16 protein-coding genes are annotated in these 13,712 nt (G+C 70.4%); 9 read left to right on the forward strand and 7 right to left on the reverse strand.

Annotated elements, in window-relative coordinates; translation table 11 throughout:
* Window positions 1-501 precede the first annotated feature (501 nt).
* Complete coding sequence (locus OHT01_RS21275; protein ID WP_328554703.1) at window positions 502-1,827, reverse strand: S53 family peptidase; 1,326 nt, start codon at window positions 1,825-1,827, stop codon at window positions 502-504.
* A gap of 386 nt (window positions 1,828-2,213) precedes the next feature.
* Between OHT01_RS21275 and OHT01_RS21280 the strand changes: the two genes are divergently transcribed.
* The gene (locus OHT01_RS21280; RefSeq protein ID WP_328554704.1) at window positions 2,214-2,855 is read left to right on the forward strand and encodes an SRPBCC family protein; all 642 of its coding nucleotides are present in this window, start codon (window positions 2,214-2,216) and stop codon (window positions 2,853-2,855) included.
* Window positions 2,856-2,872: 17 nt separating this feature from the next.
* Here the strand turns inward: OHT01_RS21280 and OHT01_RS21285 are convergent, their stop codons facing one another.
* The 3 genes from OHT01_RS21285 to OHT01_RS21295 are packed head-to-tail and all read right to left on the reverse strand — an operon-like array spanning window position 2,873 to window position 4,177.
* Window positions 2,873-3,133, reverse strand: a complete 261-nt coding sequence (locus tag OHT01_RS21285) for a DUF397 domain-containing protein (protein ID WP_328554705.1) — start codon at window positions 3,131-3,133, stop codon at window positions 2,873-2,875.
* Entirely contained in the window at window positions 3,126-3,320 is a 195-nt protein-coding gene (locus OHT01_RS21290; protein ID WP_328554706.1) for a DUF397 domain-containing protein, read from the reverse strand. The genes OHT01_RS21285 and OHT01_RS21290 overlap by 8 nt, the downstream gene beginning before the upstream one ends.
* A gap of 11 nt (window positions 3,321-3,331) precedes the next feature.
* The gene (locus tag OHT01_RS21295) at window positions 3,332-4,177 is read right to left on the reverse strand and encodes a helix-turn-helix domain-containing protein (RefSeq protein ID WP_328554707.1); all 846 of its coding nucleotides are present in this window, start codon (window positions 4,175-4,177) and stop codon (window positions 3,332-3,334) included.
* A 207-nt stretch (window positions 4,178-4,384) separates the two neighbouring features.
* On the opposite strand from OHT01_RS21295, the gene OHT01_RS21300 reads away from it, so the two are divergent.
* The 4 genes from OHT01_RS21300 (at window position 4,385) to OHT01_RS21315 (ending at window position 7,740) form a co-directional block, all read left to right on the forward strand.
* Window positions 4,385-4,831 (forward strand): ATP-binding protein, encoded by a 447-nt coding sequence (locus tag OHT01_RS21300; protein WP_328554708.1) that lies wholly within the window; start codon window positions 4,385-4,387, stop codon window positions 4,829-4,831.
* Window positions 4,832-4,944: 113 nt separating this feature from the next.
* Window positions 4,945-5,724, forward strand: a complete 780-nt coding sequence (locus tag OHT01_RS21305; RefSeq protein WP_328554709.1) for a trypsin-like serine peptidase — start codon at window positions 4,945-4,947, stop codon at window positions 5,722-5,724.
* Window positions 5,725-5,831: 107 nt separating this feature from the next.
* Window positions 5,832-6,839 (forward strand): C40 family peptidase, encoded by a 1,008-nt coding sequence (locus tag OHT01_RS21310; protein ID WP_328554710.1) that lies wholly within the window; start codon window positions 5,832-5,834, stop codon window positions 6,837-6,839.
* A gap of 199 nt (window positions 6,840-7,038) precedes the next feature.
* Window positions 7,039-7,740 (forward strand): phosphatase PAP2 family protein, encoded by a 702-nt coding sequence (locus OHT01_RS21315; protein ID WP_328554711.1) that lies wholly within the window; start codon window positions 7,039-7,041, stop codon window positions 7,738-7,740.
* Window positions 7,741-7,762: 22 nt separating this feature from the next.
* Here the strand turns inward: OHT01_RS21315 and OHT01_RS21320 are convergent, their stop codons facing one another.
* Window positions 7,763-9,349, reverse strand: a complete 1,587-nt coding sequence (locus OHT01_RS21320) for an FAD-binding oxidoreductase (RefSeq protein WP_328554712.1) — start codon at window positions 9,347-9,349, stop codon at window positions 7,763-7,765.
* Between the two features lie 282 nt (window positions 9,350-9,631).
* Window positions 9,632-9,802: a hypothetical protein gene (locus OHT01_RS21325; RefSeq protein ID WP_328558434.1), complete on the reverse strand. Its 171-nt coding sequence runs from the start codon at window positions 9,800-9,802 to the stop codon at window positions 9,632-9,634.
* Window positions 9,803-9,920: 118 nt separating this feature from the next.
* On the opposite strand from OHT01_RS21325, the gene OHT01_RS21330 reads away from it, so the two are divergent.
* Complete coding sequence (locus OHT01_RS21330) at window positions 9,921-10,754, forward strand: hypothetical protein (RefSeq protein ID WP_328554713.1); 834 nt, start codon at window positions 9,921-9,923, stop codon at window positions 10,752-10,754.
* A gap of 130 nt (window positions 10,755-10,884) precedes the next feature.
* Complete coding sequence (locus OHT01_RS21335) at window positions 10,885-11,076, forward strand: hypothetical protein (protein WP_328554714.1); 192 nt, start codon at window positions 10,885-10,887, stop codon at window positions 11,074-11,076.
* A gap of 68 nt (window positions 11,077-11,144) precedes the next feature.
* Here OHT01_RS21335 and OHT01_RS21340 read toward each other — a convergent pair whose 3' ends face one another.
* Entirely contained in the window at window positions 11,145-11,501 is a 357-nt protein-coding gene (locus tag OHT01_RS21340) for a metal-sensitive transcriptional regulator (protein WP_328554715.1), read from the reverse strand.
* A 238-nt stretch (window positions 11,502-11,739) separates the two neighbouring features.
* On the opposite strand from OHT01_RS21340, the gene OHT01_RS21345 reads away from it, so the two are divergent.
* On the forward strand, window positions 11,740-12,360 hold the full coding sequence (locus OHT01_RS21345; RefSeq protein WP_328554716.1) for a DUF47 domain-containing protein: 621 nt from the start codon (window positions 11,740-11,742) through the stop codon (window positions 12,358-12,360).
* A 4-nt stretch (window positions 12,361-12,364) separates the two neighbouring features.
* Window positions 12,365-13,363 (forward strand): inorganic phosphate transporter, encoded by a 999-nt coding sequence (locus OHT01_RS21350; RefSeq protein WP_328554717.1) that lies wholly within the window; start codon window positions 12,365-12,367, stop codon window positions 13,361-13,363.
* The last annotated feature ends 349 nt before the right edge of the window (window positions 13,364-13,712 follow it).

Raw genomic sequence — 13,712 nt, forward strand, 5'->3', positions numbered from 1 at the left:
TGCGCGCAGAGGTCGGGCCTATTCTCGCCGACAATGACGCCGTCGTATGTCGACTTGACGTCATTGGTTGGCGGGATTCGTACGAATTCCTTGTCACCGGCGTACGCGGGACCCCTGTGGGAGGCGTACGGCGGTATACGAAGAGTCGTATCGTCACTCTGTGTATCACGGCCGGTCACGCCGGGCAATGAAGTGGGAGCGAAACCTGGCGCGTGGTTCCGTCGTTGTCCCCTTCTACGACTCGGGCGCCGGGGTGAATTCGAACGGACGCCGCTCCGCGGGCCCGCTCCTGACGGTCCGTCGCGCCGGTGTTCCCCGGGGGGCCGCTCCTGCGCGGGGTGGACGCCGTACGCGGGAGCGGCCCGGCGGCCCGGCGGCCCGGCGGTCCGGCGGTCCGGGGCTGTCGGGCACGAGGAACGGGCCGCGGCTGGTTGCCGCGGCCCGTTCGGCGGGTGCCGCCGGGGAACCCCACGTCTCCCGACGGCTGCCACACTCCGGAGGTCAGCCGGTGAAGGCGGTGACACCCTCCGGGGTGCCCCAGCCGGTCGGGCCGTCGTAGCCCGTGGTGGCGGTGCAGAGGTAGCTGGTGCTGCAGGTGCCGTTGTTGCCCGAGGTCACGTCGTTGAGGGCCGAGGTGCCGGCCTTCGTGTACGGGAACTTCGCCGGGTAGGAGCCGCTGGACGGGGTGCCGCCGAGGGCGTAGACACCCGCGATGATCGGCGAGGAGGCGCTGGTGCCGCCGAACGTGTACCAGCCGGCGGTGATGCCGTACGAGTCGTACACCGCGACGCCGGTCGCCGGGTCGGCGACCGCGGAGACGTCGGAGATGGTGCGCTTGGAGCAGCCCGTGTCGGTCTGCCAGGTCGGCTTGGTGTCGTACGAGGAGCAGCCCGAGCCGGTGCCCTCGGTGCTGCTGGTCTTCCACACCGACTCGGTCCAGCCGCGGGTGGTGGAGGTCGCCTTGGTCAGCGCGGTGCCGCCGACGGAGGTGACGTACTGGGAGGCGGCCGGGTACTCGGCGCCGTAGGCGGAGTCACCCGCGCTGACCGTGATGGCGACACCGGTGTGCTTGAAGTACGAGGTGTCGTACGAGGTGTCGGAGGACGACTCGGAGCCGCCGTAGCTGTTCGAGACGTACTTCGCGCCCAGGGTGACCGCCTCGTTCACGGAGATGCCGAGGTTGGCCATCGAGGAGGACTTGGCCTCGACGAGGAGGATGTTGCACTTCGGGCAGATGGCGCTCGCCATGTCGAGGTCGAGGGACTCCTCCTCGGCCCAGCCGCTGTCGCTCGTCGGCAGTGAGGTGGTCGAGCCGGTCTGGCTGACCTGCTTGAAGCAGCCGCTGGCCTTGGTGCAGGCCGAGAGCCCGTAGTACGAACGGTAGGTCGCGAGGTCGGCCTCGGCGTTGGGGTCGTTGTAGGCGTCGACGATGGCGATGGTCTCGCCGGAGCCGTTGGACGCGGCCGCGGAGGTCAGGCCGTAGGCGGCCTGGAGGTCCGTCGGTCCGAAGCCGGAGGGCGTGGAGGCGTCGGCGGACTTGGGGGTGACGCCCTTGGCGAAGGCCTTCTCCGCCAGGTACTCGGTGACGCCGCTGGTGACCCGCTTGGCGTTGCAGGCGGCGACATCGGCCTTGGTGGGCGTCGCGCACGCCCTGGTCCAGCTCACGTGGGGGGTGACCTTGGCGACGCCGGTACGGGCGTCCGCGGTCCCGGCGGCGCCGAGGCCCGCGAGGACGAGGGCGGCGACGCCGAGGACGGTCGCGCCGGTTCGGTGCCACCTGCCGCGCGTCGGGCCGGCGGAAGGTCTCTGGGGGAGTGTCGTGCGCAACGTACAGCCTCCTGGGAGTGGTTGGTCAGGGGCAGTGCGGGAGCGCCGCCGGTGCGGTGTCCCCGGCGGTGGGCCGTGCGGCCCGCGGACGACCATCCCTTGTTGAGTACGCGACAACAAGAGGCTTATGGAAGCCTTACTTCCGCATTGCTGAACGCGGCAGGCGCGTGACCTCCCCATGGCTCCCGGATGGCTGGAGGCTGACGGCCGCTTGACCCAACTCACAGCCCGTTCAGGGGAATTGCACTGGTGGTGGCGGGGCGTTTCGCGGACGGCGGCGCGCCTTCGTGATAGGGACGCCGTGGGGCCGGGCCGGTACGGGGGAAGCGGGAATCTCGCCCGAGGGAGTCCGGCGACGCCGATGGAAGACCTCCGGAGGAGCAACCGTGATCGACGTGACCTATCAGATCGACGCCGTGCGCCGCACCGTCGCCACGCGCGAGTTCAAGGGGGCCGCGGCCCGCGTGGTGACCCTGGGCCAGACCTACGACGCGACGGTCGGGGAAGTCTGGGACGCCTGCACCAGCGCCGAGCGCATCCCCCGCTGGTTCCTGCCCGTCTCCGGCGACCTCCGCCTCGGCGGGACCTACCAACTGGAGGGCAACGCGGGCGGCACGATCGAGCGGTGCGAGCCGCCGGAGAGCTTCGCGGCGACCTGGGAGTACGGCGGCGACGTCAGCTGGATCGAGGTGCGGGTGACCCCGGAGGGGGACCGCACCCGGTTCGAGCTCGAACACATCGCCCACGTCGACGACGAACGCTGGGCGCAGTTCGGACCCGGCGCGGTCGGCGTCGGCTGGGACCTCGGCCTGATGGGCCTGGCGGGCCACCTAGGGTCCCCGGGCGGCTCCGTGGACCCGAAGGAGAGCATGGAGTGGCTGGCCTCCGACGAGGGCCGCCGCTTCATCACGCTGAGCAGCGAGCACTGGTACGAGGCGAATGTCGCCGCCGGCGAGCCCGAGGACGGCGCCCGGGGCGCGGCCTCCCGGACCACGGCGGCCTACACGGGCGCCGAACCGGCCGAGTGAGGCCGCTCGCGCTCACCTCATGACGGGCTCTCGGCGTGAGCCGGGGGCCGCTCGTCCTCCAGCCCCTCGACGAAGTGGTCGAACTCGCCCGCCTGGACGCCCAGGACGAACGCGTCCCACTTCCTGCGGGTGGTCGTGACGACGTTCTCCGGGTCGCCCGTCTCCCTGATGTAGACCAAGTCGTCCGCGCCGAAGGCGAGTTCGATCCAGGGGCCGGGTCCGGTCGCGTCGTCCGGCGCGGCCCGCACCCAGTCGAGGTCCGAGGGGATGTCAGTCACGGTCCTGTTCCTTCTTGAGGCTGCCGAGGAGGGATCGGAAGGCCGCGGGCGCGGCGGTGAGTATCGCTCCGCGGGGGTCGGCGCTCTCGGTGAGGTGGATCGCGCCGGAGGCGCGCTCTCCCGCCACGTGGAGGCAGGAGTTGCCTTCGGGGCAGTACGACGACTTCTGCCACCTGAGCATGGGCATCACAGGCTCCTTCACAGGTCCTTGAGGATGTTGTGGACGAAGGTCTGCGACCGCTCGGGGGTGAGGGCGGCCGCCTCCATGCGGTCGAGCAGTACGCGGTACTTGTCCAACTGGGCCTCGGCGTCGAGGAACACGGGGCCGTGCGACTGGTCGAGGTTCACGGTGTCGAGCTGCGGAACGGGCCCCTCGGCGTAGTAGATCGACTGCCCCGAGCCGGGGAAGACGGCCGAGCTGAACGGGAGGACGTGGACCGCGATGTGCTCCCGCTCGTTCAGGTCGAGCAGGTAGCCGAGCTGGTCCCGGGTGACCCGGGGGCCGGCGAACGTCATGCGCAGGGCGGCCTCGTGAATGATCACCTGATGCGGGGTCGGAGGGCTGCGGAAGAGGACGGCCTGCCGCTTCACCCGGAACGACACCCGGTGCTCGACGTCCGGCGGCGGCAGTTCGGGTACGGCCTGACGGAAGATCTCGCGGGCGTAGTCCGTGGTCTGGAACAGGCCGGGCATGTGCACCGTCACGGCGGTGCGCAGCCGTCGGGCGTGGTGTTCCAGCTCGGCGAGGTCCAGCAGTCCGGCGGGCAGGATCTCGCGGTACTCCTCCCACCAACCGCGTGTGCGGACGGCGGTCATGTCGCCGAGAGCCTGGACCAGTGCTTTGTCCGAGCAGTCGTAGTGGGAGGCGAGCGTGTGGACGCGCTCGGCGCTCACACCGACCCGCCCGGCTTCCATGTTGCTGACCTGAGTCTGCTTGATGCCCATGAGTTGACCGGCCTCGGTCGACGTCAGGCCCGCGCGTTCGCGGAGTTTGCGCAGCTCCGTGCCGAGACGGAGCTGGCGCCCCGTCGGGTTCGTCCTCACGGGCTCGCTGCCTCCTTGCTGGTGCTCGTCACCCACACGGGTGGCAGTAAAGCCGATTCCCGCTAACCGGTGAATGTATTCACTGGGCGCGGCTACCTTATTGCTGGGACCCCGCCCAGAAGCACCCCGCTCGACGGAGCGGCCGCGGTCACTGGGCACCGTAGCGACATGACACCAGTCAACTCCCCTCCGTGATCGGAGACTTCCATGGCCACCGTATCGCCGCCCTGGTCGTACACCCTCCAACTCCCGCACGATCCACGCGCCCCGGGTATCGCCCGCGTCACCCTCCGGGCCGTCCTCGCCGCGTACCAGCTCTCCGAACTCGCGCCCACGGCCGAGCTGTTGGCCTCCGAACTGCTCACCAACGCCCATCTGCACGCACCAGGCCCCTGCGCCCTGCGCGTCATCTCGGACCAACCGGGCCGGCTGCGGGTCGCCGTGTGGGACTCGGATCCGACCGTGCCCTCCGGATTCCGGGAGGGCGTCCCCGCCGACCTGCCCCCGGTGGACACCGAGCACGGCCGGGGGCTGCACCTCGTACGGGCCTGCGCCGACGCGTGGGGGGTCGCCGTCCTGCGTGAGCTCGGCGCGTCGCGGGGCGGGAAGCTGCTGTGGGCCGAATGCCGCACCGCCGGGCGGGAGCGGGGCTGAAACGGTGGAGGCACCCCCGGACGGGAGTGGTGGCCGGGCGGGGTGGGGCTTCACAGGTGATACTCGGACTGGTCCGAGGTTTTTCTCACCCGTTTGCGGCAAGGTGAGGGGCGATGAAGAGCATCCGCATCACCCGTCTCCCAGACACCCGGCGGCCCGCACTGCTCGGTGCGGCGCTCGTGCTGCTGGCGGTGACGTCCTCTTCCGTGGCGGCGGCCGACGACGGCCCCGGCCCGTTCGGTGTGACCGTCCAGGCCGCCGCGAACGGCCGGAGCGCCCGGGTGGGCGCCCTGTTCCACGGGAGCGCCGCGAGCGGCGGCAAGGGCGGGCACTTCTGCACCGCCTCCGTCGTGCGCAGCGAGGGGCGGGACCTCGTCCTGACCGCCGCCCACTGTCTGGACGGGGAAGGGGAACTCTCCTTCGCGCCCGGCTACCGGGACGGCAGTGCCCCGTACGGCTTCTGGGACGTCCAGGGCGTCTTCCTCCCCGAGGGGTGGCTGAACGACCAGGACGAGGACAGCGACGTCGCCTTCGCCGTTCTCGCCACCCGCGACGGCAAGGAGGTCCAGGACGCCGTCGGGGGCGGGAACGCCTTCGCCGCGCACCGCGCCACCGGGGCCACCGCCGTCACCGTCACCGGGTACCCCGGCAGCGTCGACGCGCCCATCACCTGTACCGACAAGCCCACCGCGCTCAGCCGTACGCAGCAGCGCGTCGCCTGTCCCGCCTTCGCCGGCGGGACCAGCGGCAGTCCCTGGGTGAACGGGGACGGGGCGGTCGTCGGCGTGATCGGCGGTCACCAGCAGGGCGGGGACACCGACGACATCTCGTACAGCGCGGCGTTCGGGACCGAGGCCGAGGAGCTCTACCAGCAGGCCGGCCGCGCCGGTTAGGACCCGGCCCGGCGGAACATGCCGCACTGTCCCTGTGCGCGACCGCCCTCTCGCACGGAGCCCGCATCTACACTGACGTCGGCGGACTCCTGTGCGGCGAGGGGCGGTTGACGGTGCGTAAGACGTGGATCGTGGTGACCGCCGCCGTCGGCGCGGGGGTCGCCTTCGTGATGCTGCTCGTCGTCGGCGTCTACGTGGTCGCCGGGAACCTCGCCAACGGGATCGGCGGCGGTTCCGTGGGCCTCGCCAAGGGCGCCGTACCCGCCGCGTACCAGTCCCTCGTCCAGAAGTGGGGCAATCTCTGCGGCGCGATCAATCCCGCGCTGCTCGCCGCCCAGCTCTATCAGGAGAGCGGATTCAATCCGAACGCCAGGAGTCCGGCGAAGGCGGAAGGGATAGCGCAATTCATTCCGGGGACCTGGGCCACGCACGGAGTCGACGGGGACGGGGACGGCGTCCGTGACGTGTGGAACCCGAATGACGCGATTCCGTCGGCCGCCTCGTACGACTGCGAGCTCGCCTCGTATGTGAAGAACGCTCCGGGAAACGTCACCGAGAACATGCTCGCCGCCTACAACGCGGGCGCGTACGCGGTCATCAAGTACGGGGGCGTACCGCCGTACGCCGAGACCCGGAACTACGTGAAGACGATCACCACGCTCGCGAAGAGCTTCGCCGCGCCGGTGACCCGCGTGGACCCCTCGAAGCAGGCCGCGGCGGCCATCACATACGCGCAGAAGAAGCTCGGCACGCCCTATCTGTGGGGCGGCAACGGCACCGCTGACCAGGGCGGACGATTCGACTGCTCGGGTCTGACCAAGGCCTCCTACGACAGCGTCGGGGTGACCCTGCCGCGGGTCGCCAACGACCAGTACAACGCCGGTCCGCACCCCAAGCGGGAGGAACTCCTGCCCGGGGACCTGGTGTTCTTCTCGGACGACCTCACCAACTCCCGGGCCATCCGGCACGTGGGCATCTATGTGGGCGGCGGATACATGATCGACGCCCCCCGGTCGGGCGCCGTCATCCGTTTCGATCCCATCGACACGCCCGACTACTTCGGGGCCACCCGGGTGACCGCGGATGGCGCGAAAGCACTGCCCACTTCGGTATGAAACCACCCTCTGATCTGCGGCGATGTATCTCTCTTCGATAACGTATGCGTGATCATTCCGTGGAGTGTGGAACGTAATGGAGGGGACCGTGCGTTCCTTTTGACGTAGAGAACTGAACTGATCTACAACCACGGGGGTGGATCGAGCGGCGCGCGGAAGAGCGCGGCCGCGGGAAAGACGACGAAGGGGCCGCAGCGCCATGGCTGGACTCGCCGAATCCGGTTCGAACCCCGACGTCGAACTGCTCTACGACATCAATGGCCTGGCCAAGCACGCGCCGCACTGGTTCGACCGCGTCGTGGAGTTCGTCGGCGAGTGGGGTCTGCCGCTCGCGATGGTCCTGCTGGTCGTGTGGTGCTGGTCGACCGTGCGGCGCCGGGGCGGGGCCGACGCGGCCTCGTCCGTGGCCGGACTCGTCTGGGCGCCGCTCGCGGCCGGCATCGCGCTCCTCGTGAACGTCCCGATAAGGGGCTTCGTGGAGCGCCCCCGCCCCTTCGTCGACCACCCGGGCCTCGACGTCCTCGTGAACGGCAAGACCGACTTCTCCTTCGTCAGCGACCACGCGACGATCACCATGGCGATGGGTGTCGGACTCTTCGTCGCCAACCGGAAGTTCGGGCTCGTGGGGATAGGGCTCGCGCTGCTCGAAGGGTTCTGCCGGGTCTACCTGGGCGTGCACTACCCGACGGACGTCATCGGCGGGTTCGCGCTCGGCACGGCCGTCGTCCTGCTGCTGTCGCCGCTCGCCATGGCCCTGCTGACCCCGGTCATGACGGCGGTGGAGAGCGCTCCGCGGGCCGGCCGGCTGATCCGCGCGCGCGGCGCCGCACCCGCCGGGCAGGAGACCCTGATCCCGGGGGCGCGCGCCGAGCACAACGAGGAACGGGACCTGGCCGCGTAGCCCCTTCCCGGACCGTCCCGGGCTACAGGGCCTGCGGGAACGAGAAGAAGCGGTCCGGGTCGTACGTGTGCTTCAGGGCCGTCAGGCGGGTGGCCGCGTCGCCGTAGTACGCCTTGCGCCAGTCGGTCAGCGTCGCGTCCGTGTAGTTCTGGTAGGCCGCTCCCGAGGCGTACCGGGTCATCGCGTTGTGGGCGCCGGTCAGCCAGGACTGGGCGGTGGTCCCCGAAGTGCCCGCCGGCCAGGAGACGATGTACTGGGCGAGCATGCGCGAGCGGCGGTGCACGAACGCCGTGGCCGTGGGCGCGACCCGGTTGACGGCGCCGCCGAGCGCGGTGAGCGCGATGCTGCCCGCGCCGCCGCGGACCGCGGAGATCTGGTTCAGGAGCGTCTGGACACCGGCCGCCGAGATCGAGCGGTCGAAGAAGTCCGAGCGGGCCGCGTACGTCTCGCGGCCGAGGGCGCCCTGCGGGCTGCGGCCCGGCGTCGAACCCGGCAGGTGGCACTGGGCGTCGGCGGAGAACGACGAGCAGCCCGCGTACACCTCCATCGACTCCTCGTACGAGCGCCGCTTGAGGGAGACGCTGCGCGCGGGGGAGCCGATCCGGTCGGCCAGCCGGTCCACGGCGTTCTGGAGTTCGCCGTAGGTGCCGAGGGAGAAGGCGGCTATGGAGACGGTGGGGGTGCCGCCGGATGCGTTGGCCAGGTGGCAGGACGACCAGATCTCGTCGGGCTGGCTCGGGCCCCACTCCTGCCAGGCCTTCACCACGGCGGCGGCCTTGGCCCAGGGCCAGGTCATGTACGCCGAGACGCCCTGCGGCGCGGGGTGGGTCCTGAACCGGAGCTCGGTGACGACACCGAAGTTTCCGTTGCCCGCGCCGCGCAGGGCCCAGAACAGGTCCTTGTTCTCGGTGGCGTTCGCGGTGAGCTGCTTGCCGTCGGCGGTGATCAGCGTCGCCTGGGTGAGGCTGTCGCAGGTCAGTCCGTACGCCCGTGACACGACGCCGTGGCCGCCGCCCAGGGTCAGGCCCGAGACGCCCACGGTGGGGCAGGACCCCGCGGGGATGGTGACGCCCTTCGCGGCCAGCGCGCGGTAGACGTCGATCAGTTTGGAACCGGCCCCGACGACGGCCTCGTTGGCCGAGGCGCGGATCTTGTTCAGCTTGGAGACGTCGATGATCAGGCGGCCGTCGCCCGAGGACCAACCGGCGTACGAGTGTCCGCCGTTGCGGATCGACACCTTGACGCCGTGGGCCCGGGCGTAGTCCATCGTGGTGCGGATGTCGTCGGCGTGCGCGACATAGGCGACCGCGGCGGGCTTCAGATTGTCGAAGCGCGTGTTGTAGAGCTGGTGGGCGGCCGGCCAGGTGTGGTCGCCGGGGCGTATCAGGGCGCCGTCGAGCTGATGGGACAGCGCCGTCCAGGTGGCGGCCGCGCGGTTGCTCGCGGTCGCCGTGCGGATGCCGGTGCTCCCGGTGGCCGTGCTCGCGGCGCTCGCGCTCCCGGCCGTACCGGCGGCCTTGCCGTCCCCGCTGTCACTGCCGTTGCAGGCGGACGTCGCCGCCGCCGCGAGGACGGCGGTGGCTCCGCCGATGAACGAACGCCGTTGCATGTGCGCCTCCCGTGGGTTCCGTGGAACGAGACGGGCCCCCGGGCCCTGGGGTTCCACCTGCCCATGTCGCAGAACCGCTACAGCGCTGCGCATCCTGGCACGCACCCTCCCGACCGGGCACGGCGGGGCGGGGCTGCGGGAGTGGAGGGGCGCGGAGCGAGCGGCGCGAAATCGGGGTGAGGCGCCGAGATGACGTGATGACGTGATGACGTGGGGCATGGGGCATGGGGCATGGGGTACGGCGGGCGGGGCGGCCCCGGTGCTTCGCGGGGGCCGGGCGTCCTAGGCGGTCACCGCCGTCGCGTGGGTCGCTCCGTCCGTGCGGGCCTGGCTTCTGGCGCGGCGGGCCGGGCCCCGCCAGCCGCAGGTGCAGCGGGCCAGGCAGAAGGGGCCTTGCTCGACCGTGGTCGTCCGGTGGTCGGGGGGAGGGTCCGTCGCGTCCAGCTGCTCCACACCCCCAACGTTACCCAAGCCAAGTGAACGGATTCCTGTCGCGTGACGGGCGTCCCTACCCGTCGTTAAGCGGAACGACAGGAAGGCCCGGGACGGACCGGCTGGGGGTCGGTGGACGATGGTGGCGCAGCGGCAGGGACGGGCGGCGGTCGTGGCCGCGTTCGTCGCGGCGGGGCTCATGGTCTGTGGCGCCGGATGCTCGGGCGGCGGGGCCGCCGCCGAGAATGTGCGGGCGGGCACCGGTGGCGTCGAGAAGCTGCGCCGGGCCGTGGCCGAGCTGGAGAGGGCCGGCAGCGCGAAGGCCAGTACGTCGATGGAGATGGCCACCGGCGGTACCTGGGTCACCATCCGCGGGCAGGGCGTGTACGACTTCCGGAAGCAGACCGGGCGGCTGAAGGTGCTGCTGCCGCAGGACCCCGCGGGGGCCGCCGAGCACCGGCCGATCACCGAACTCCTCACCCCGGGCGCGCTGTTCATGAAGAACAGGGGCGCCGGAGTGCCCGCCGACAAATGGGTCCGGGTGGCGACGGCCGGTCTCACCGACGGGAACCTGGTGACCGGCGGCGCCACCGACCCGTACGCCGCGGCCGAACTGCTGCGCGGCGCGCGGGCGGTGACCTATGTGGGCAGGACCGAGGTCGCCGGGATCCCGGTCCGGCACTACCAGGGGACCGCCGACCTCGACATCGCGGCGCGGGACGCCTCGAAGGGGCAGCGGCCGGCTCTGCGGGCGGCGGCGAAAGGGTTCGCCACCACCGCGGTCCCGTTCGACGCCTACCTCGACGACCAGGGGCGACTGCGCAAGGTCCGGCACCGGTTCAGCTTCGTCAACGGACAGCGCAGGGGCACCGTCGCCGTCGCCTCGACCATCCTGCTGTACGACTTCGGCAGCCCCGCCGCCGTACGGCTGCCGGATTCCGCGGACATCTACGCCGGGAAGATCGCGGAGTAGTGGATTCCGGGGGAATGGGCAAGAGCATCCGGAGCCGTAGCTTCACCGGAGGGCCGGAAATGGCCCTTCCGTGCCATGCGCGGTGCGTAGGCCGCTCCCTACTCTAGGAAGTCGGTGACGGCAGGAAGAGGTGACGTGCGTGGCTCCGGTCGGCGGTACGGCAGTTCAGGACCACGTGGCCCTCGCCGAGATCGAGCTGTGCGGCGAGCTGATCATCGCGGCCTCGGCGGCCCATGAGGACCGGCTCAGCCTGGAGAGCATCGACGCGGTGCTGAAAGTGGCCGAAGAACGTGCCCATGACCAGTGGGGCGCGGAGGACTAGTCCCTCCGGGAGGCCCCCGGCGTCCCGCCCCGCCTCGCGCGGCTGTCCGGTGCGGACTCGGATGTCCCTCAGGTACGGAGCAGGCGGCCGATCGCCTTCGTCGCTTCCTCGACCTTCGCGTCGATCTCGTCGCCGCCCTTGAGGGCCGCGTCCGCGACGCAGTGGCGCAGGTGCTCCTCCAGGAGCTGGAGGGCGAAGGACTGGAGGGCCTTCGTGGAGGCGGACACCTGCGTGAGTATGTCGATGCAGTAGACGTCCTCGTCGACCATCCGCTGGAGGCCGCGGATCTGTCCCTCGATGCGGCGCAGCCGCTTCAGGTGCTCGTCCTTCTGCTGGTGGTAGCCGTGTATGCCGCGGTCGTGGTCGGTCACGACCTCCTGCGCGTCGCCGGAGGGCGCGGTCGCGCCGGCCTCGGTGGTCGTCATCGCGTCCTCCTGCTGGGTCCGATCGGCGATCCTGTCTGAAACGCCACTTACATATACCCCTGGTGGGTATATGGTATCGAACTTTGCTGGGTATAGGGCCCTTGCCCGGTGCCGGTACCGGACCCCGTGCCGATCACTGTGCCCGATGGGCGACACTGGGGGACGGCCCATTAGCCGTGGCCGGATGATGCGCTTAGCATCAGCCTGACCGAAACCGAAGCATCTCGAGGACCCCAACGTGCGCTTTCGTCTGACCCCCAGGGAGACGAGCTTCTACGACATGTTCTCCGCATCCGCGGACAACATCGTCACGGGCTCGAAACTCCTGATGGAACTGCTCGGGGCGGACAATTCCGCTCGGGCCGAGATCGCAGAGCGTATGCGGGCCGCGGAACACGCCGGTGACGACGCGACACACGCGATCTTCCACCAGCTGAACTCCTCCTTCATCACGCCCTTCGACCGCGAGGACATCTACAACCTCGCCTCCTCCCTCGACGACATCATGGACTTCATGGAGGAGGCCGTCGACCTGGTCGTCCTCTACAACGTCGAGGAACTGCCCAAGGGCGTCGAGCAGCAGATCGAGGTGCTGTCGCGGGCCGCGGAGCTGACCGCCGAGGCCATGCCCAACCTGCGGACCATGGACAACCTCACGGAGTACTGGATCGAGGTCAACCGTCTGGAGAACCAGGCCGACCAGATCCACCGCAAGCTGCTGGCCCACCTCTTCAGCGGCAAGTACGACGCCATCGAGGTGCTGAAGCTCAAGCAGATCGTGGACGTGCTGGAGGAAGCGGCCGACGCGTTCGAGCACGTGGCGAACACGGTGGAGACCATCGCCGTCAAGGAGTCCTGACCCGTTGGACACCTTCGCTTTGATCGTGACCATCGGGGTCGCGCTCGGATTCACGTACACGAACGGCTTCCACGACTCGGCGAACGCCATCGCCACCTCCGTGTCCACGCGCGCCCTGACGCCGCGGGCCGCGCTCGCCATGGCCGCGGTGATGAACCTCGCCGGCGCGTTCCTCGGCAGCGGGGTCGCCAAGACCGTCAGTGAGGGGCTGATCCAGACACCCGAGGGCTCGAAGGGGATGGGCATCCTCTTCGCGGCGCTCGTCGGCGCGATCACCTGGAACCTGATCACCTGGTACTTCGGTCTGCCGTCCTCGTCCTCGCACGCGCTGTTCGGCGGCATGGTCGGCGCGGCGCTGGCCGGGGGCACGACGGTCTACTGGAGCGGCCTGCTCGACAAGGTCATCATCCCGATGTTCCTGTCGCCGGTCGTCGGCCTGCTCGTCGGCTATCTGGTGATGGCCGCGATCATGTGGATCTTCCGGCGGTCCAACCCGCACAAGACCAAGCGCGGTTTCCGTATCGCGCAGACGGTGTCCGCGGCCGGCATGGCGCTCGGGCACGGTCTTCAGGACGCCCAGAAGACGATGGGTGTCGTGGTGATGGCGCTGGTCATCGCCGGCGTCCAGGGACCGAACGACGCGATCCCGGTCTGGGTGAAGATCACCTGCGCGGCGATGCTGTCGCTGGGTACGTACGCGGGTGGCTGGCGCATCATGCGGACGCTCGGGCGGAAGATCATCGAGCTCGATCCGCCGCAGGGTTTCGCCGCCGAGACGACCGGCGCGTCGATCATGTTCACCACTGCCTACATCTTCAAGGCGCCGATCTCCACGACCCACGTCATCACCTCGGCGATCATGGGTGTCGGGGCGACGAAGCGGGTGAACGCCGTGCGGTGGGGCGTCGCCAAGAACATCGTCCTCGGCTGGTTCATCACCATGCCGGCCGCCGCGATCGTGGCGGCGTGCAGCTTCTGGGTCGTGAACCTCGCGTTCCTGTAGGGCGTGATCGCCGCCGGGTGCCTCCGGCGGTGCGCGGGCCGGTCCTTCGGGGCCGGCCTTTCGCGTTCCCGGGGCCTGGCATCCGGCCCCTCCACCCCTGCCCTTCCCGTACCCGGCGGCTCCGCCCCCCGGACCTCTGTTTCCCAGCGCCCACCCGTCCCGGTCGGATGACAGGCGCCCCAGGGCGACGGGCACGGGGCGGGGTCCGAGGCCGGGGTCCGAGGCCGGGCCCGGAAACCGAGTCCGCTCTCCGGGGCCGGGAAAACGAACGGGCCCGCCCCCGGGAGCCAGGGGCGGGCCCTTCTCGTCCTCGCGGTGGCACCGCCATGCAGCACCGCGAGGGGTTTCG

This window comes from Streptomyces sp. NBC_00358, from assembly GCF_036099295.1.
Lineage (GTDB): Bacteria > Actinomycetota > Actinomycetes > Streptomycetales > Streptomycetaceae > Streptomyces.

Bases quoted from the DNA above. Each gene is read 5' to 3' on its own strand.
- OHT01_RS21290 (WP_328554706.1), bottom strand. From the start codon at position 3,320: ATGCCCATGCTCAGGTGGCAGAAGTCGTCGTACTGCCCCGAAGGCAAC.
- OHT01_RS21300 (WP_328554708.1), top strand. From the start codon at position 4,385: ATGGCCACCGTATCGCCGCCCTGGTCGTACACCCTCCAACTCCCGCAC.
- OHT01_RS21305 (WP_328554709.1), top strand. From the start codon at position 4,945: ATGAAGAGCATCCGCATCACCCGTCTCCCAGACACCCGGCGGCCCGCA.
- OHT01_RS21315 (WP_328554711.1), top strand. From the start codon at position 7,039: ATGGCTGGACTCGCCGAATCCGGTTCGAACCCCGACGTCGAACTGCTC.
- OHT01_RS21320 (WP_328554712.1), bottom strand. From the start codon at position 9,349: ATGCAACGGCGTTCGTTCATCGGCGGAGCCACCGCCGTCCTCGCGGCG.
- OHT01_RS21330 (WP_328554713.1), top strand. From the start codon at position 9,921: ATGGTGGCGCAGCGGCAGGGACGGGCGGCGGTCGTGGCCGCGTTCGTC.
- OHT01_RS21340 (WP_328554715.1), bottom strand. From the start codon at position 11,501: ATGACGACCACCGAGGCCGGCGCGACCGCGCCCTCCGGCGACGCGCAG.